Source organism: Sinorhizobium chiapasense (genome assembly GCF_036488675.1).
GTDB lineage: Bacteria > Pseudomonadota > Alphaproteobacteria > Rhizobiales > Rhizobiaceae > Sinorhizobium > Sinorhizobium chiapasense.
Genome location: NZ_CP133152.1, coordinates 689,788 through 707,676 on the forward strand (window position 1 = coordinate 689,788; position 17,889 = coordinate 707,676).

The window sequence follows — 17,889 nt, forward strand, 5'->3', positions numbered from 1 at the left end:
AGCTGGACATGACGTCATGACAACGATTGCCGAAACGGCCGCGCGGCGCAGACACGCCGGCCGGACCCGCCTTTCTGCCAAACACCGCGAGTGGATCGCGGGCTATCTGTTCGTGTTGCCCGACGCGCTGGGGCTATTCGTTTTTCTCGGCGTGCCGATGGCCTTGTCCCTCGTGCTCAGCGTCTTCGAGGTGAACGGTTTCGGCGGCTACTCCTTCGTCGGGGCGAAGAATTACCTGCGCATGTGGAACGACCCGCTGTTCTGGAAGGGCGCGAGGGTAACCGCCCTCTACGCCGTCATGCTGGTCCCGCTGCTCTACGTATGCGGGCTGGGCCTTGCCCTTCTCGTCCAGCGCACCGACCGCTTCAACGCCGTCATGCGTTCGATGTTCTTCGCACCGCATATGGTCAGCCTCGTCGTCGTTGCGCTCGTCTGGCAATTCATGGTGGTCGACAAGATCGGCGTGATCAGCAAGCTGACCGCCGCACTCGATATCGGCGGTTTCTCTTTTCTGGGCGATCCCAACTTCGCGCTCATCACTATCGTTTTGGTGAGCGTCTGGTTCCTGATGGGATTCTACATGCTCATCTTCCTGGGCGGTCTGCAGGACATTCCCCGCCAATATTACGAAGCAGCGATGATCGACGGCGCAGGTCCCATCGCCCGCTTCCGGTTCATCACCCTGCCGCTTCTCAAGCCCACGAGCTTCTTCGTGATCATGGTGTCGATGGTTGCGGCCGTTGCGGGGGCGCAGGCCTTCGACATCATCTACGTCATGACCAAGGGCGGGCCCGCCAACGCCACGTCGGTGCTGATCGTCTACATCTACCAGCAGGCCTTCGGCTTCGGCGCGTTCGGCTACGCGGCGGCCATGGCCTCCATCCTGGTCGTGGCGCTCATGATCGTGACGGCGGTGTTCTTTGCCCTGACACGGGGAGGACGTTTCCATCATGAGCAGTAAGCGCCCCCAGCCCTATTTCTCCCGGTCTCAGGTCACTCTGGTGCGTGGCCTCTGGATGTTGGTGACGGCCGTCCTCGCCTTCATGACACTCTTCCCGCTCCTCTGGATGGTGTCGATTGGCTTCAAGCCGGCGGCGGAGTCGTTCTCATCGAACCTCATCCCGCAATCGCCGACCCTCGACAATTTCGTCTATGTGCTGACCGGCGTTCCATTCCTCCGCTACATGGCCAACAGCTTCCTCGTGTCGGCGACGGTGACGATCGTGGCGCTCTTCTTCCACACCATGGCCGGCTATGCACTGGCGCGACTGAGATTTCCCGGCCGCGAGGTGATGTTTCTCTCGATCTTCTCGACATTCCTCGTCTCGCTGCCTGTCATCATCGTGCCACTGTTCGTCATCGTCAAAGCGATGGGCATGCTCAACTCCTACGCGGGGCTGATCATCCCGGCGATTTTCAATGCCTTTGGCATCTTCCTTCTCAGACAGTACTATCTGTCGCTGCCGAAGGAGATCGAAGAGGCCGCGCGCATCGACGGTGCGGGCTACTGGCGCATCTACTGGAGCGTCATCCTTCCGCTCAGCCGCCCCATCATGTCGGCACTGGCGATCCTGTTCTTCCTGGCCAACTGGAATCCCTTCCTCTGGCCGCTCACCATCACCTCGGACCCCAATCTCTGGGTCGTCCAGCTCGGGATTGCGAACTTCAAGAGCCAGTATTCCGCATCTTGGAACTACATGATGGCCGCCTCAACGATCGTCGCCATCCCGACACTCATCCTCTTCGTGATCTTCCAGAGGCAGATCATGGATTCTCTCAAGACCAGCGGACTTAAGTGAGCCGCGAGCGCACTACACAGGAGCAATTCGAATGATCAACGCCGGCCTCTCGCCCCTTCGCGGTCTCGCGAAGCTGCGCAATGCAAAAACGCGCCGCTTCTCCAGCTACGACCGCACCGGCGGCAATGACGACAGGCTGCATATCGAACCCGGAAAGACGGTTGTGATTGGCGAATACGACGGCGCCGGCATCATCACCCATATCTGGGCGACGCTCGCATGCGAGAGCGAGGATTTCCTGCGCAAGGTCGTTCTCAGAGCCTATTGGGACGGAGAGAAGGAACCGAGCGTCGAGGCGCCCATTGGCGACTTCTTCGGCATGGGCCACGCCCGCACCGCCAACTATGCCAGCCTGCCGATGCAGGCGAGCCCCGAGGACGGCAAGGCCTTCAACTGCTACCTCCCGATGCCCTTCGGCTCGCACATGAAGTTCACGGTCAGCAACGAGGCGGAACACGATCTTCTCTTCTACTACTACATCGACCTCGAGCTTCACGACGTCCTCGAGGAGGACATGGGCCGTTTCCACGCCCAGTACCGCCAAGCCCGGCCGCAGGGCATGAGCGAAGTCGGGCTGACCAACGAACAGTTCCTTTTCGGCGGCGAGAACGTCGACGGCCGGCAGAACTACACGATCCTCGAAGCGGAAGGACGCGGTCATTACGTCGGCGTCCTCTACAGCGTCTATTCGCGCCGTCGCTCCGAAATCTGGGATTGGTACGGCGAAGGCGACGACATGATCTTCATCGACGGCGAACAGGGGTTGTCGGTGCCGGACACGGTTCGCAAGCCCGATCCGCGCATCGGTCCAAAGGCGGCTCTGATCGAATCGCGCCTGGAGTCTGAACCAGGCGCCAATGACGCCTGGCCGCCGACCCTGCATGGCACGGGCACGGAAGACTATTTCAACACCGCCTGGTGCCCGACGCAGGACTATAGCGCGCCCTACCACGGTATCATCGCGGCCGGCGGCCCCAACTGGACCGAGCCGGTGACGCTCTACCGCTGGCACATCGAAGACCCGGCGATCTTCCAGAAGAGCATTCGGGTGACGATCGAACATGGTCACGCCAATCGCCGCGCCGACGACATCTCCTCCGTCGCCTTCTGGTACCAGGCAGAGCCGCACAAGCCCTTCGGCAAGTTCCCCGACGTCGCGGACCGGGCGCCGACCTATCGCCGCCCGTTCCATAATATGGAAGCGGCAATGAAGAAAGCAGGAGGCTAAGATGGCCAGCGTGGAAATTAGGGATGTGGTCAAGCGCTATGGCGCGCTGGAAGTCGTCCATGGTGTCTCGGCCGAGATCGCCGACGGTGAATTCGTTGCGCTGGTGGGCCCCTCGGGCTGCGGCAAATCCACGCTTCTGCGCATGATCGCGGGCCTTGAGGAAATCTCCGACGGAGCGGTCGCGATCGGAGGAGATATCGTCAACGAGGTCGCTCCGAAGGACCGCAACATATCGATGGTCTTTCAGAACTATGCGCTCTACCCACACATGACCGTTGCCGAGAACATGGCCTTCGCGCTTCGCCTCGCCCGGCTTCCCAGGGACGAGCAGAAGAAGAAAGTCGGCGAAGCGGCTACCATGCTAGGCCTGGAGGGCCTGCTCGATCGCTATCCCGGTCAGTTGTCGGGCGGCCAGCGCCAGCGCGTCGCCATGGGGCGCGCGATCGTCCGCCGCCCGGAAGTCTTCCTGTTCGACGAACCCCTCTCAAATCTCGACGCGAAGCTCAGGGTGCAGATGCGTGCCGAGATCAAAGGTCTTCACCAACGCCTGCGCACCACCAGCATCTATGTGACGCACGACCAGATCGAAGCGATGACGATGGCCGACCGCATCGTCGTGATGCGCGACGGCAATGTCGAGCAGATCGGGACGCCGCTCGAGCTTTTCGATAATCCGCGCAATCTCTTCGTCGCGAGCTTCATCGGCAGCCCCTCGATGAACTTCATCAAGGGCGAGATCGTCGACGGCACGTTCCGAGCTCCCGGCGGCATCATCATTCCTGCCGGCACTTTGGCTCATAAAGGACCGGCCGTCGGGGGAATAAGGCCCAACAGGCTGCAAATCGGCGCCACCGGCCCTTCTGCCAAAGTGCTGATCGTGGAGCCGACCGGCGACGAGACGCACCTTCTGGTGGAGCTTGGCGGAACGCAACTGGCGATGTTGCTTCGCGAGCGCGTCAGCCTCGCACCCGGCGACCGGATCGACCTTGCCTTCGCTTCCGCCGATGTCCACTTTTTTGACAGCCAAAGTACCTTGCGGCTTGGCGGGGGCGACGCGACGACGGGGAGCCTCAAGGCCTGAGCCGCCTATGATGTGGAATGGTCCGGCCTTCGCGGGGTCGAAAATTGCACACTTACAGACCACGAGCGAGCCTGTCAGCGTCGAAGTTATCGGGCCGCCATGCTTGCGACCAGATCGCTGAACCTCTCGCCCTGTATGCCGACATGCGCACGCAAGAGGCGGCGGGCCTCTTCGCCGTCGCCGGCGAAGATCGCGTCGACTATGGCGCAGTGTTCCGAGAAGGACGTCGCCAGGCGGTTGCGCACGCGTAGCTGGAGTCGCCGATAGGGGCGCAGGCGCCGATGCAACTGAGTGCATTGTTCCCGCAGAAAGTCGCTTCGGCTCGCCGCGTAGATGGCCTTATGGAATTCTTCGTTGTCGTAGTAATAGGCGTCGCTGTTGCCGGCCTCGGCCGAAACTTCGCAGCGTTTATGGGCCGCGGCGACCGCTTCGCGGGCCTCCTCGTCCAGCCGCCGGGCGGCCAAGTATCCGGCAAGTCCCTCCAGTTCCGCCATGACCTCGAACATTTCATAGACACGATGCGGCCCCGGGTCGATGACGACCGCTCCGCGCCGCGGGCGGATGTCCACGAGGCCGATGGCGTTGAGCTGCATCAGTGCCTCCCGGACCGGGGTCCGCGATACACCGAAGCGGTTGGCAAGCACCGTTTCGTCCAGGCGCTCTCCTGGGGTGAACTCGTTGGAGAGTATTGCATTTTCGATTTCGTCCCGCAGCCATCGGCCGACATTCTCCGACATCAGCTCACCCTTCTTGAGTACGCAAACACGATTCTTGTATACACGAACATTGACGGCGTGCACATTGTGTGACACGTTATATACTATGTTGCGCGACCCGAGAATGGAACGGCGGCAGTTCCGGGTGATGCCAATGACGGAATTTTTCGATGCGGGGAGGACGAATGGGAATGCCTGAGACCTCGTTTTTCACCGACATGCTGCAGAGTATCACCGATCGCGGACGCAAGCTCCTGTTTGCCAGCACGCGTGCGTCAGCCGATGCGGGCGAAGTTGATTTCGAAACTCTCTGCGAAATGCTCTTGTCAAATCGAGGCGAAGCGTCGGGAATGGCGATCGCGGCAGAAATACTCGACCGCTGGGGCAAGCTCGACGCCGAGGGAGTGCGGCAGTTTCTGCAAATGCTCTCCGACAAGTTCGGGCCTGACATAACGAAGCTCGATCAGGCAATCGACAAGTACCGCGAAGAAGGGAACGCCGCCGCGATCACGGATCTCCATCGTGCATCCGAGCCGCGACGCCAAGAACTCCTGCGCCGATTGAATCACGCGCCAAATGGTACCGCCAAGCTGGTCCGGATGCGCCAGCAGCTACTCACTTCAAACGAGCGATCGGACGAACATCGCGCGCTCGACGCCGATTTCACCCATCTGTTCGGTTCCTGGTTCAACCGCGGTTTCCTGACACTTCGGCCGATCGACTGGTCGACACCGGCGCACATCCTGGAAAAGATCATCAAATACGAGGCCGTGCACGAGATCGACGGCTGGGACGAGTTGCGCCGCCGCTTGGCGCCCGCCGACCGTCGCTGCTTTGCCTTCTTTCATCCGCGATTGGCGGATGAACCGCTTGTGTTTGTTGAAGTGGCGCTCACACGATCCGTACCGAGCACCATCAAGGACGTGCTCGATGAAGGCAGGGAGCAGATCAATGCAGACGAAGCGACGACGGCCGTCTTCTATTCGATCTCCAACTGCCAGGATGGCCTGCGCGGGATCTCGTTCGGCAACTTCCTGATCAAGCAGGTCGTCGAGGATATGCGCCGGGACCTGCCGGGCCTGAAGAATTTCGTCACGCTGTCGCCCGTGCCGGGCTTTGCACGCTGGCTCGCCAAGGCGCGCACCTCGACAACCGACGCGATCCTGTCGGATGGGGAGCGCCAGGCGCTGACGCTGCTCGACGATCCGGCATGGGCCGACGACAAGGGCAAGGCGAGCGAGATAGAGCGCGTGCTGCTGCCGCTCGCAGCGCGCTATTTCCTGATCGAACGCACGCCCGAGGGTCGCCCGGTCGACCCCGTCGCCCGCTTTCATCTCGGCAACGGCGCCAAGCTCGAGAGGCTGAATTTCCTCGGCGACCGCTCCGCCAAGGCCATGCAGCAGGCGCATGGGCTGATGGTCAACTACCTCTACAAGCTCGAGGACATCGTCGCTAACCACGAGGCCTTGGCTCAGCGCGGCGAAGTCGCTGCGTCACGAACTATCAAGAACCTTATCGGCCGAAACACGGAAGTCGCCGCGCCAGCAAAAGTCGTCCGATTCGGCAACCATTCGCGCAGGCCCTGAACATTGATGGAGGAGCCGAAAATTGAGCAACCACCTTTTTGACGCCATACGGACTGCCGCTCGCGGTGATGCGCCTTTCATCCGCATCAATGGTGGTCGTACCTGGACCTACGATGATGCGCTGGACCTTTCGAGCCGTATCGCGAGCGCCATCGATACGCTCGGTATCCGCCCGGGCGATCGGGTCGCCGTGCAGGTCGACAAGAGCGCCGAAGCCTTGATCCTCTATCTCGCTTGCCTTCGCTCTGGCGCAATCTATCTGCCGCTGAACAGCGCCTACACTCTTGCCGAACTCGACTATTTCATCGGTGACGCGGAGCCGCGGCTGGTTGTCGTCTCCTCAACGACCAGGGAGGGCGTCGAGAAAATCGCCAAAGCGCACGGCGCGATCGTCGAAACGCTCGACGCCGACGGCACGGGCTCACTTCTCGACCTTGCCAGCGACGAGCCGGCCGATTTCGTTAATGCCTCACGCTCCGCCGACGACCTGGCAGCGATCCTTTATACTTCCGGCACGACGGGACGCTCCAAGGGCGCGATGCTGAGCCATGGCAACCTGCTCTCTAATGCCATGGCATTGCGCGACTATTGGCGCGTAACCTCTGATGACCGATTGATCCATGCCCTGCCGATCTTCCATACACACGGGCTGTTCGTCGCCAGCAATGTTACGCTGCTCTCCGGCGCCTCGATGTTCCTGCTGCCGAAATTCGATCCCGACGAGGTGCTGTCGTTGATGCAGCAGGCGACGCTCCTGATGGGCGTTCCGACCTTCTACGTGCGCCTGCTGCAGAGCCCGCGCCTCGACGTCCACGCGGTCGCGAACATGCGCCTCTTCGTTTCCGGTTCGGCGCCGCTGCTGGCCGAGACCCATATCGCGTTTCGCAACCGCACCGGCCACGCGATCCTCGAGCGCTACGGCATGACCGAAACCAACATGAACACCTCGAATCCCTACAACGGAGAACGAATCGCGGGAACGGTCGGCCTGGCCCTCCCCGGCGTAAGCGTGCGCGTCACCGATCCCGCGACCGGCGCGGTGCTGCCGCCCGAAGAAACCGGCATGATCGAAATCAAAGGGCCGAACGTCTTCAAAGGCTACTGGCGGATGCCGGAAAAGACCGCTGCGGAATTCACCTCCGATGGTTTCTTCATCAGCGGCGATCTCGGCAAGATCGATAGAAATGGCTATGTCCACATTGTCGGCCGCAGCAAGGATCTGGTGATTTCGGGCGGATACAACATCTATCCGAAAGAGGTCGAGGGCGAGATCGACCGGCTTGAGGGTGTCGCCGAGAGCGCCGTGATCGGTGTACCGCATCCCGACTTTGGAGAGGGCGTCACGGCGATCGTCGTTCGCAAGGCCGAAGCGGTGCTCGACGAAAACGCCATACTCGGCGCGCTCAAGGACCGGCTCGCGCGCTACAAGCAGCCGAAGCGCATCATCTTCGCCGAGGATCTGCCGCGCAACACCATGGGCAAGGTGCAGAAGAACGTCCTGCGGCAGCAATACGCCGACCTATACGCCACGATGTGACGCGGTCGCGCCCTCTGGGAGGAAGGCGCGTCCAAATCAACTTCAATCTTGAAAACGACAGCTACGGCGCCTCAGGCACCGGAGGGAGGGGAATCATGAGCATCGAACTACTATCCATAATGCTGCTTATCGGCATGTTCGTCATAGCGACGATGCAGCCAATCAACATGGGAGCGCTGGCATTCGGCTGCACCTTCCTGCTCGGCTCGCTGATCATCGGCATGAAGGCGAGCGACATCTTCGCGGGCTTTCCGAGCGATCTCTTTCTGACGCTGGTCGCCGTCACCTACCTATTCGCCATAGCGCAGATCAACGGCACGATCGACTGGTTGGTCGAATGCGCCGTCCGCCTGGTGCGCGGGCATGTCGCCTGGATTCCCTGGGTGATGTTCCTCGTCGCCGCGGTCGTCACCGGTTTCGGTGCTCTTGGGCCGGCGGCGGTGGCCATCCTCGCGCCCGTCGCGCTGAGCTTTGCCGTGCAGTACCGCATCCACCCCGTAATGATGGGGCTGATGGTCATCCATGGCGCGCAGGCTGGCGGATTTTCACCGATCAGTGTCTATGGCGGAATCACGAATCAGATCGTCGCGAAGGCGGGCCTGCCTTTCGCCCCGACATCGCTGTTTCTGTCCAGTTTCTTCTTTAACCTGGTAATTGCCGTGTTGGTGTTCTTCATCTTCGGCGGCGCGCGCTCGATGATGCAGAAGCCGGCTGCGCTCGGCCCCTTGCCCGAACTGCATCCCGAGGGCGTGTCGGCGTCGATCAGAGGTCATGGCGGCACGCCTGCCAAGCCGATCAGGGAGCATGCTTACGGTACCGCGGCCGATACGGCGACCCTACGGCTGACGCCCGAGAAAATTACCACCCTGATCGGCTTGACGGCGCTCGGCGTTGGCGCCCTGGTCTTCAAGTTCAATGTCGGCCTGGTCGCCATGACCGTCGCCGTCGCGCTGGCCCTGCTGTCGCCGAAGACCCAGAAAGCGGCGATCGACAAGGTGAGTTGGTCGACGGTGCTGCTGATCGCCGGCATCATCACCTATGTCGGCGTCATGGAGAAAGCCGGTACGGTCGACTATGTCGCTAACGGCATATCCAGTCTTGGCATGCCGCTCCTGGTGGCGCTGCTGCTTTGCTTCACCGGCGCGATCGTCTCGGCGTTCGCGTCGTCTACCGCGCTGCTCGGCGCTATCATTCCCCTCGCTGTTCCATTCCTCCTGCAAGGACACATCAGCGCCGTCGGTGTGGTGGCGGCGATCGCCATCTCGACGACGATCGTCGACACCAGCCCGTTTTCGACCAACGGTGCCCTCGTCGTCGCCAACGCGCCGGACCAGCAGCGGGAGAAAGTGCTGCGGCAACTCTTGGTCTACAGCGCATCAATCGCCGTCATTGGTCCGGTCGTTGCATGGTCGGTATTCGTCGTGCCGGGCCTGGTCTGACGGCAGCATGCCGGAAACTCGTCGAATGAAACTAGGCGATCTGCCGAAGATATCGGAGTTTCTGAGAGCCACTCGCGAAGCAGCCAAGTCGCCGAATTGGCGACTCCGGTGTTAGCTCGACGCCAGTGCCCTCGAAGTCCCTGATGTACCGCGTCACCACAATCATATCGTGGCCGACAGTGTCGCGGCAGTCAGCGCGTCGCCCTCGTTTTGCCGGACGGGTATGCGCAGATGCGCGCAACGTGTCGCAACCGCATTGCGTTCTGCGGCACGGATGCGTTCAGGTCATTTAGAGCCGTGAAATAATCCGCCTCATTCACATTCAATGGAGGGATCCATGGGCGTGAACTTCCCCAACGAAAGTCCGGAATACCGCCGAGCTCGCGAAAGGCTGTTGCAGCGTGAGAGCGCACTCAGACGGGAAATGGAGGCCGTCGCCGCGGAGATCCGGGCACTCCCGCCGGGTGGACCGGTGCCCGAGGACTACGAGTTCGACCACATTGACGCCGATGGCGTTCCGGCGAAGGTGAGGCTCTCCCAGCTGTTCCGCCCAGGTACGGACGCTTTGATTCTTTACCACTATATGTTCCCACGGTACCGCAGTGACGACCGGCCGGGCCCGAGCAGCGGGCCGATGGCCGAGCGTCCGCTTGAGGAGGGACCGTGCCCGTCCTGCACCGCCCTGCTCGATAATTGGGAGGGGGCGGTACCCCATGTCGAAGGACTTGGAGCGAACATAGCGGCTGTGGCCAAGGCTCCGATCGAGCAAGTTGCAGCCTTCGCTGCACATCGCGGCTGGCGCAATTTGAAGCTGCTTTCAGCCGCCAACAACAACTTCAAACGCGACTACCACGGCGAGGATGAGGACGGACAGCAGGTACCGATCCTGACGGTCTTCCACAAAGGCTCCGACGGGGTGGTCAGGCTAAGCTGGGCCTCCGAGCTGCTGTTCTTCCCGCCGGAGCCGGGACAGGATCCAAGGCATGTCGGCACAGTCGAGCCAATATGGACCCTCCTGGATTTCACTCCCGGTGGGCGGCCCAACGTGTATGAGCAGATTGAACGCCACTACTATTGAAAACGAAGCCCGGTCGAAGGCGCGATCCCGCCCCACGTGTCCACAGCTTAGGCTGGCTGTCTGCTGGTGCCGACGGTCTATAAAAGCGGCTTCAGGTGTCGCCGGCACGATCAACCTGAGGCAGACGTGGGCGCTTCGCCACCACGTTTGCGGCACCCCAATCAGGTCGCCGAATCGGTAGCCCCACGCTTCTGACCGGTCTGCTGAATGTTGGTCTCCAGGTTGACACCCGAAACCATTTACGTTGATATCAACGTTAGGGTCGGAGGTTGCTCAGCCTAATCGCCGCCCACACGCAATGCCATATCTGAAGAGCCAGCGGCCAATGCGGGGACTTTCACCGGCAGGCCGTTTCCGCCCGAAATCCGACAACGACAAAAAGGAGGCGATCATGAAGATCGTGACCAGCCTGAGCTTCCAAGGGCAGTGCCGCGAGGCGTTTGAGTTCTACGCCAAGGTCCTCGGCGGCAAGATCACCGCCGCCCACTCCTACGGTGAAGCGCCACCGGACATGCCGATCAACGATCCCAAATACAAAGATTGGCTAATGCACTGCTGGCTGGAGGTTGGCGATCAAGCGCTGATGGGCGCCGACATGGACGTCGGGTGGGCGCGTAACATCGACAAGCCCAAGAACGGCTTCGATGTCACTCTGCACACCGAGGACAAGGCCAAGGCCCAACGCTGGTTCGATCAGCTGTCCGAAGGGGGCAATCCGGTCATGCCGTTTGGCGAGACCTTCTGGTCGCCTGGCTTCGGTTCCCTGATCGACAGGTTCGGCGTCCCGTGGATGATCAATGTGATTCCATCGCCTGACTGGCGGCCGGCACAGAGCTGACGCCATCGAGCGCGGCGTTGTTGCGACATGCGCCGCTGACGTGGCAGGGACGAATGTCAAAGTATCCCGCCGACGCTGTCGCCCGGCGGGATCCGCCTTGAGCGGCACTCTGACGCCAGGCGACGGCCAACGCGCTGCCGATAACGGTACGAACTTCAAGGATAAAAACAGCGCAAAGCCGATACCGAGGCCGGCTGAGACCAGACAAGCGAGAAGGTGTCGTTGCACGGTGGCGTCCCAACCATTTGCCGTGACCCGGCGGTGGGACGGCGACCTCAACTCAGCGCAGATCCGAGTTGAGGTCACCGAAGAACCTCGGAATAACTGCCATCGCAACTCGGCCTGCGCACATCCTGGGTCCGGACGTCGCGGTTATTGCTCCTGGATGTGATGCGGGCGTTGGGAAAATGCTCCCTGAGCCAAGCAACATCGGGCATAGCACCGGAACGCGCTCGGCCTATTCGGGAGCCTCATCCGCGTAGGCAACGCCAGAAGCGAGCCAGGAGCTGACCTGCTCTTCTGCATATCCGAACTCACGCAGGATCTCGCGCGTGTGCTGTCCGACCAGCGGCGCCGGCTTGCGGATCGTCGCCGGTGTCTCTGAAAGACGAACCGGGGGCGCAACGACCTTAACCGTGCCCGCACGCGGATGCTCGTAGCTCGTCACCAGCTCCATGTGGCGCACCTGCGGATCCTCGGCCGCCTGGAGATGGGACTTCACCTCTCCGCACCAGATGTCTGCCTCCAGCAGAGCCTCCATCAGCGCCGCCGTCGTCCATTTCCCGGTCTCCGCCGCCAGCTTGCGCCAGATCTCGTCGCGTTGTGCGAAGAGCTTTTCGGGGTCGTCGTAGACGAGCAGGTCGTCATTGCCAAGCACGCCCACCAGCGTGCGATAGGGGCTCATGGCGATGGTGACCCAGCCGTCCTGCGTCGGATAGGTACCGAAGGGCGCGTCCATGCCGGGGTGGCCGATGCCCGACCGTGGGCGCTTGAAATCCTCGTTGAAGTTCAGCGCCATTACCATTTCCTGGTTCTGGTGGGCGAGCATGCCGGCCAGCAGGTTCACCTTGACCTCCTGCCCGAGGCCGGACTTCTCGCGCCAGTAAAGCGCTGACAGGATGCCATACACCATGTTCATCGCGCCGATCTGGTCCGAGAAGCCGGCGCCGACCGGCGTCGGCGGCGCATCAGCCTGCCCGGTCGCCGCCATGATACCCGTCAGACCCTGTACCAGCATGTCCTGGCCGGGTCGGTCGACATAGGGGCCATCCTCGCCGTAGCCAGAACCGGAGCAGTAGATGACACGCGGATTGACGGCGCGGAAGTCCTCGTATCCGTAACCAAGGGCCTTCATCACGCCGGGACGGAAGTTTTGGACCACGATGTCGGCGGTCTTCGCCATCTCCATGATGACGGATTTCGCTTCGGGCGATTTGAGGTTCAACGCGATGGAGCGCTTGTTGCGGTTCCAGGCGAGGAAGTTCGGGCTTTCGCTGCCGCCGACCCATTTGTTGCGGAAGGTCAGCGAGCGGAAGAGGTCGCCCTTGCCGGGACGTTCGATCTTGATGACATCCGCGCCCATGTCGGCCAGAAGCTGGGTGGCAAAGGGCCCCTGCAGCAGATGCGAAAAATCGAGAATCCGGATGCCGGCAAGGGCAGCGGGTGCGGAGGTCTGGGTGTCGGTCATGTTCATCCTCTGAAGTCGTCGAGTTGTCCCCTTGCCTCCTGGCGCGCGCGGCGCCAGAGGGTGCGAAGGGCGACAAGGGTGGTTTCGGGATCCTCGCGCTCATCGAGCGCCACGTGGATCCGGGCAGCCGCGGCCGTCTGAAAGGCGATGTAGCCGTCGAAACGGGGACGCAGGAGCGCGGTCTCGGCGGTGGCAAGCGTGTTGCGATAGAAATCGCCCCATTTGCGGTTGACCTCCGCATCCTGCCAGGCGGAGCGCGCCGACGGCTGGCCGCCGAAGGCAGGGAAGGTCTCGATCTGCGTCGATGCCGAGAGCAGCGAGGCGATATGCGAGAGCAGTTCCGGCGTCGGCCTCAATCGGCGCGAGAAGGCGATGCCGGTGCCGCCGATCACGCCGCCCTGGCCTCCAGGCGAGCGGATCGTGTCCGAGAAGGTCACGATCCGGGGCGCATGACCAGGAGCTGCGTAGGTGACGTAGCCGAAGACGAGCGGGATCAGCGCGATATCGTCGCTGCGGGCCACGGTCTCGAGAAGGGCAATTGGATTGAGTTTTTCGCTGCCGGCAGGCCGCAAGGCGTAAAGCTGCTGCATGGTCTCGAGCGCCGCGGCCGCCTCGGTCTGTGGCAGGAAGTCCTCGCCGCCGACCGGAGCCCCGGTGCCCGCGACCATGGACATCAGGCTGAGTACCGCGTGCGGCCCGGCCAGCGACTGGGCCACGGGCAGGCGTGCCGCGAGCTCAATCACCGCGTCCCAGTCGGCCGGGGGCTCCACGATCCGGTCCGCCCGGCGGGCCATGACCTGCGTTGCCACGTCCAACGGCAGCGCCCATGTCCTGCCGTCCCAGCGGTAGCTCGCGGCCGAAGGGCCGATGCTGTCGCGTCGCAAGGCCTGCAGCAGTTCGGGCGGATAAAGGTCCTCGAGCGGCAGGAAGCAGCCCTCGGCGACGGCCTCGCCGATATGCGGGTGGTCCATCACGAGAAGGTCGTTGCACTCCGCCAGTTCGGCGATGGGAGCGCTTTCGAAACCTTCGAGGGGTTGCTTGTTCCAGTGGATCAGCGGCTCGGCGCGCCCCTGATTGATGCGCCGTGCCGTCTCCGCAAGGGCATTATAGCCGCGTGGGTGGTCCCAGGTCAGTCCGATGAACGTCATGCTGTCGCTTTCCACAGAGGGCGCGCGCCGACATCGCAATCGATGGCCGCGATATGCCACCGGCCGAGATTGGCCGCGAAAAGCCTCGTGCCATCGAAGGCGATGTTGGTCGGATGGCAGAGGATATGCGCAGTCGGGTCCTCGGCCAGCACGCGGATGGCGCCGCCGGCTTCGATACGCAGGATGCGCGAGGGCTCATAGAGCGAGATGAGGAGGTTGCCCGCCTCGTCGAAGGCAAGTCCGTCGGGATAACCAGGCAGGCCGGTGACGAACGGGTCGACCGGTCCTGCGCTGCCATCCGGCGCGATCCGGATTCGCGACACCCTCCGGGCGAAGGTCTCGCAGACGTACAAGGCGTCCTCCCCGGACCGCATCGAAAGCCCGTTGGCGAAGGTGAAGTCGGCGCTGCACCACAGGCTGCCCGCCCCACCCTTGAGGTCGAAGGACCAAATGCCGGGTCCAGGGCTTGCCGGGTCGTGGCTGTCGGAGACGAGAAGCCGCCCCCGGCGGCCATCGACGACGGGATAATTCGGAATGCGCAGGCCCGGTGCTTCAAGCCGCAGAAGCATGGTGCTTGCAAGGTCCAGCCGGAACACCGCCGCATGTTTCAGATCGCAGGCGTAAAGCGCCTTGTCGCCGTCGAAGGCGAGGCCGAGAATGAAGCCGCCGGTTGAAGCAACGCGCTCGATGCGGCTGCCGTCCGGCGTGATACGGCAGATGTCGCCGTCCTGGTTGCCGCACCAGATCCAGCCGTCCGGCCCGATCGCCACGCCTTCCGGGTGGCTGAGCCGCGGCTCGCTCCAGATACCGTCGAAGAAGACCCGCATACGGTCCGGTGAAAGGACGGGCGCTTCCATCATGCCTCCCCCCTCCGTTCGCCGGTCTTCGCGTCGAAGAGGTGCATGCGCCCGGTTTCGAATTTCAAGCTGACCGGCCTGCCCATCTCAAGGCCTGCCTCCGGCGGAAGCTTCGCTGCGATCAGCGCGTCGCCGGCCTTGGCGGTGAGGATGGTGCAGTCGCCGAGCAGTTCCGAGGCAAACACCGTGCCCGTGAAATGGCCGCACCCGTCTCGCGCGAGGCTGACGTGTTCGGGCCGAATGCCGAGCGTCAGCTCACCCGCGGCCTGGTCCAGCGGAAATTTTCCACCCTCGTTCTCGAACGATCCGCCCTCAACACGGCCAGGCAGGAGATTCATCGGAGGTGAGCCGATGAACCCCGCGACGAAGGTATTGGCGGGGCGGGCGTAGATTTCGGCCGGAGCGCCGATCTGCTGGATCACCGCCTTGTTCAAGACGACGATGCGGTCGGCAAGCGTCATCGCTTCGACCTGGTCGTGGGTCACATAGATGGTCGTGACCCCGAGGTCGCGCTGCAGGTTCTTCAGCTCACCGCGCATCACCGTGCGCAGCTTGGCATCCAGGTTGGAGAGCGGCTCGTCCATCAGGAAGACCTGCGGCTTGCGCACGATGGCCCTGGCCAGTGCCACGCGCTGCCGCTGTCCGCCGGAAAGCTCGGCCGGACGCCGGGTCAAGAGATGCAGCATGTCCACCCGCTTCGCGGCGGCCCGGACCAGCTCTTCCCGTTCGGGCCGCGCCACCTTCCGGAGCTTCAGCGGATAGGCGATATTCTCGCCGACGGTCATATGCGGATAGAGCGCATAGTTCTGAAACACCATGGCGAGGTCGCGGTCACGGGCAGGCACATCGTTGACGCGGCGCCCGTCGATCAGGATCTCGCCCGAGCTCGGTTCCTCCAGGCCCGCGACGATCCGCATCGTCGTCGACTTGCCGCACCCGGAGGGGCCCAGCAGAACCAGGAACTCGCCGTCGCGGATGGCAAGGTCCAACTCGCTGAGTGCGGTATAGGCGCCGAAATGCTTCGAGAGTTTACGCAACTCGATTGCGGCCATGTCAATTCTGTCCTTTCAGGAAGTCGCTATGCCAGGGCAGCGCCAGCTGCCGCCCGGCTCCGTCCGCGATCATGAGCCGATCTCGCTCGACAGAGATCGCGGCAATTTGGGTCCAGCCCGAGGGGCGCGGCACGGCGCCCGTGACGTGCCGGACGACGTGGCGGCGCCCCTCCGCGAGCGCGAGGCCGGTCACCACACCCTCGGCGGAGATCGGGTTCGCCTGCGCAGCGGCCGCTTCTCCGGCAAGTCCGGGGCAGCAGCCGTCCTCGATGCCGGTTACACCCAGATGCCGCCCATTCCACGGTGCGTAGTCGCGCCCGCCGTTCGAGAACCACAGCATCGTCACCGGGAGGATTGCGGGATCCTTGAGGAAGAAGACGATGTCGTCCTCGTCCTCGCGGAGCACCGCCGTCCAGCCCATCTCGGCACCCGGCGCCTCGACGAGCGTCACGAAATCCTCATTGCGGCGACCGATCGGCCACCGCGTCAGGTCCACCGTGCCGCCCTCCGCACCGGCTACTTTTGTCAGGTCGACCGCGCGCATCGGATAAGCAAGACAGGACCGCCCCGGCTCCAGCGGCTGTTCGGGCGTGAGGATGGCGCGCTTCCTGGAGGTGAAGAACCGCCCTCGCCCGGCGAGATGCAACATCGGGTGGTGGGCGACCGGCAGGATGCCCCGCCCGCCTTCGATCACATGCTCCTGATAGAGGAGCGGTGCGTCCTCTGCGATCTCAAGGCATTTCGTGACCTTTGCCCCGGAGACATTGCGGGCAAGGACGAGACGCATCCGCCCTGCCGCGTGCTCTTCGAGGTGCCAGGGACTGTTGGCTGTCCAGCCGTGCGCAGGCACGGATGGATCGGCCGCGGCCGCGAAGGGAGCGCAGAAGAAGTCGCCCGCCAGCCGTCGTTCGGCGGGGGAAAGCGCCGCATCGGCCTGGATCTCCGGCTCTTTCCTCCAGGGAGCGGCATGCAGCGGCTCGATCCAGCGCTCCGCCCAGTGAAAGCGCAGCCCGGGAATATTGCCGACGGCGGGATCGAACTGCAGCGTGCCGCAAGCGCTCGTTATGGCGATCAGATCCTGCATCATTCTCCCCGGATGGCGAGGCCGCCGTCGCAACGCACGATCTCGCCGGTGATGAAGCTCGCTTTGTCCGAGGCGAGGAAGGCCACAAGTTCGGCGACTTCTTCCGGCTGGCCGAAGCGGCCGATCGGATGCGCCCGATTCCAGGTGTCGATCAGCGCCTGTGCGTCCTCGACCTCGTCGAAGATCTTCTCGTTCATCGGCGTCATGATCGTGCCTGGCGCCACTGCGTTTACGCGGATGCCCACCTTGGCGAGGTCGATCGCGCATTGCCGGGTGAGTGCGATGATCGCGCCCTTGGTCGCGGCGTAAGCCGGCCAGCCCTGAAAGCCGATCAGGCCCTGGACCGATGAGAGGTTGACCACCGCCCCGCCGCCTCGCTTGCGCAAGAGCGGCACGCAGGCCTTTAGCGTCCGCCAGCAGCCGGTCAGGTTCGTGTCGATCACGGTCGTCCAGCGCTCCTCGTCGATCTCATCGATCACGCCGTTGAGTGCCACCGCCGCATTGTTCACGACGATGTCCAGGCCGCCGAACCGCGCCTCGGCAAGCGCCGCCATGGCCTGCATGTCCTCGAGTTTGCGCACGTCGCCGCGGATGAAGGCCACGGACTCGCCGAGCGAGGCGGCAAGCGCCTCGCCGCTCGCCTCGTCGATGTCTGAGAACACCACCTGGCCGCCCCGAGCCGCGAACAACTCGACGCAGGACCGGCCGATACCCTTGGCGCCGCCCGTCACGGCCACGACTTTACCCTTGAATTCCATC

At 63.0% G+C, this 17,889-nt stretch carries 15 protein-coding genes and 1 pseudogene; 9 read left to right on the forward strand and 7 right to left on the reverse strand.

What is annotated here, in order from left to right; genetic code table 11:
* Positions 1-16: 16 nt before the first annotated feature.
* The 4 genes from RB548_RS27900 to RB548_RS27915 are packed head-to-tail and all read left to right on the forward strand — an operon-like array spanning position 17 to position 4,108.
* Complete coding sequence (locus RB548_RS27900) at positions 17-961, forward strand: carbohydrate ABC transporter permease (protein ID WP_331376993.1); 945 nt, start codon at positions 17-19, stop codon at positions 959-961.
* A complete protein-coding gene (locus RB548_RS27905) occupies positions 951-1,799 on the forward strand; it encodes a carbohydrate ABC transporter permease (RefSeq protein ID WP_331376994.1) in 849 nt (282 codons plus the stop codon). Before RB548_RS27900 ends, RB548_RS27905 begins: the two co-directional genes overlap by 11 nt.
* 31 nt (positions 1,800-1,830) lie before the next feature.
* Positions 1,831-3,027 (forward strand): glycoside hydrolase family 172 protein, encoded by a 1,197-nt coding sequence (locus tag RB548_RS27910; protein ID WP_331376995.1) that lies wholly within the window; start codon positions 1,831-1,833, stop codon positions 3,025-3,027.
* 1 nt (position 3,028) lies between these two features.
* Complete coding sequence (locus RB548_RS27915) at positions 3,029-4,108, forward strand: ABC transporter ATP-binding protein (protein WP_331376996.1); 1,080 nt, start codon at positions 3,029-3,031, stop codon at positions 4,106-4,108.
* Positions 4,109-4,194: 86 nt separating this feature from the next.
* Here RB548_RS27915 and RB548_RS27920 read toward each other — a convergent pair whose 3' ends face one another.
* Positions 4,195-4,845, reverse strand: a complete 651-nt coding sequence (locus RB548_RS27920; protein ID WP_331376997.1) for a GntR family transcriptional regulator — start codon at positions 4,843-4,845, stop codon at positions 4,195-4,197.
* Positions 4,846-5,015: 170 nt separating this feature from the next.
* Between RB548_RS27920 and RB548_RS27925 the strand changes: the two are divergent.
* The 5 genes and pseudogenes from RB548_RS27925 (at position 5,016) to RB548_RS27950 (ending at position 11,302) form a co-directional block, all read left to right on the forward strand.
* A pseudogene (locus RB548_RS27925) lies at positions 5,016-6,436 on the forward strand (malonyl-CoA decarboxylase).
* A complete protein-coding gene (locus RB548_RS27930) occupies positions 6,433-7,947 on the forward strand; it encodes a malonate--CoA ligase (protein ID WP_331376998.1) in 1,515 nt (504 codons plus the stop codon). The pseudogene RB548_RS27925 and the gene RB548_RS27930 overlap by 4 nt, the downstream one beginning before the upstream one ends.
* 95 nt (positions 7,948-8,042) lie before the next feature.
* Complete coding sequence (locus RB548_RS27935; protein ID WP_331376999.1) at positions 8,043-9,386, forward strand: SLC13 family permease; 1,344 nt, start codon at positions 8,043-8,045, stop codon at positions 9,384-9,386.
* 337 nt (positions 9,387-9,723) lie between these two features.
* On the forward strand, positions 9,724-10,464 hold the full coding sequence (locus tag RB548_RS27945) for a DUF899 family protein (protein ID WP_331377000.1): 741 nt from the start codon (positions 9,724-9,726) through the stop codon (positions 10,462-10,464).
* Between the two features lie 391 nt (positions 10,465-10,855).
* A complete protein-coding gene (locus RB548_RS27950; protein WP_331377001.1) occupies positions 10,856-11,302 on the forward strand; it encodes a VOC family protein in 447 nt (148 codons plus the stop codon).
* Positions 11,303-11,759: 457 nt separating this feature from the next.
* Here the strand turns inward: RB548_RS27950 and RB548_RS27955 are convergent, their stop codons facing one another.
* From RB548_RS27955 to RB548_RS27980, 6 genes are read right to left on the reverse strand one after another with little or no spacing between them, the layout of a single operon-like run.
* On the reverse strand, positions 11,760-12,989 hold the full coding sequence (locus tag RB548_RS27955) for a CaiB/BaiF CoA transferase family protein (RefSeq protein ID WP_331377002.1): 1,230 nt from the start codon (positions 12,987-12,989) through the stop codon (positions 11,760-11,762).
* A gap of 2 nt (positions 12,990-12,991) precedes the next feature.
* A complete protein-coding gene (locus RB548_RS27960; protein WP_331377003.1) occupies positions 12,992-14,137 on the reverse strand; it encodes an extracellular solute-binding protein in 1,146 nt (381 codons plus the stop codon).
* Positions 14,134-14,994, reverse strand: coding sequence for an SMP-30/gluconolactonase/LRE family protein (locus RB548_RS27965; protein ID WP_331377004.1), 861 nt, complete (start codon positions 14,992-14,994; stop codon positions 14,134-14,136). Before RB548_RS27965 ends, RB548_RS27960 begins: the two co-directional genes overlap by 4 nt.
* Entirely contained in the window at positions 14,994-16,046 is a 1,053-nt protein-coding gene (locus RB548_RS27970) for an ABC transporter ATP-binding protein (RefSeq protein ID WP_331377005.1), read from the reverse strand. Before RB548_RS27970 ends, RB548_RS27965 begins: the two co-directional genes overlap by 1 nt.
* Before the next feature lies 1 nt (position 16,047).
* On the reverse strand, positions 16,048-17,130 hold the full coding sequence (locus tag RB548_RS27975) for a hypothetical protein (protein WP_331377006.1): 1,083 nt from the start codon (positions 17,128-17,130) through the stop codon (positions 16,048-16,050).
* A complete protein-coding gene (locus RB548_RS27980; RefSeq protein ID WP_331377007.1) occupies positions 17,130-17,888 on the reverse strand; it encodes an SDR family NAD(P)-dependent oxidoreductase in 759 nt (252 codons plus the stop codon). The genes RB548_RS27975 and RB548_RS27980 overlap by 1 nt, the downstream gene beginning before the upstream one ends.
* Position 17,889: the final 1 nt, after the last annotated feature.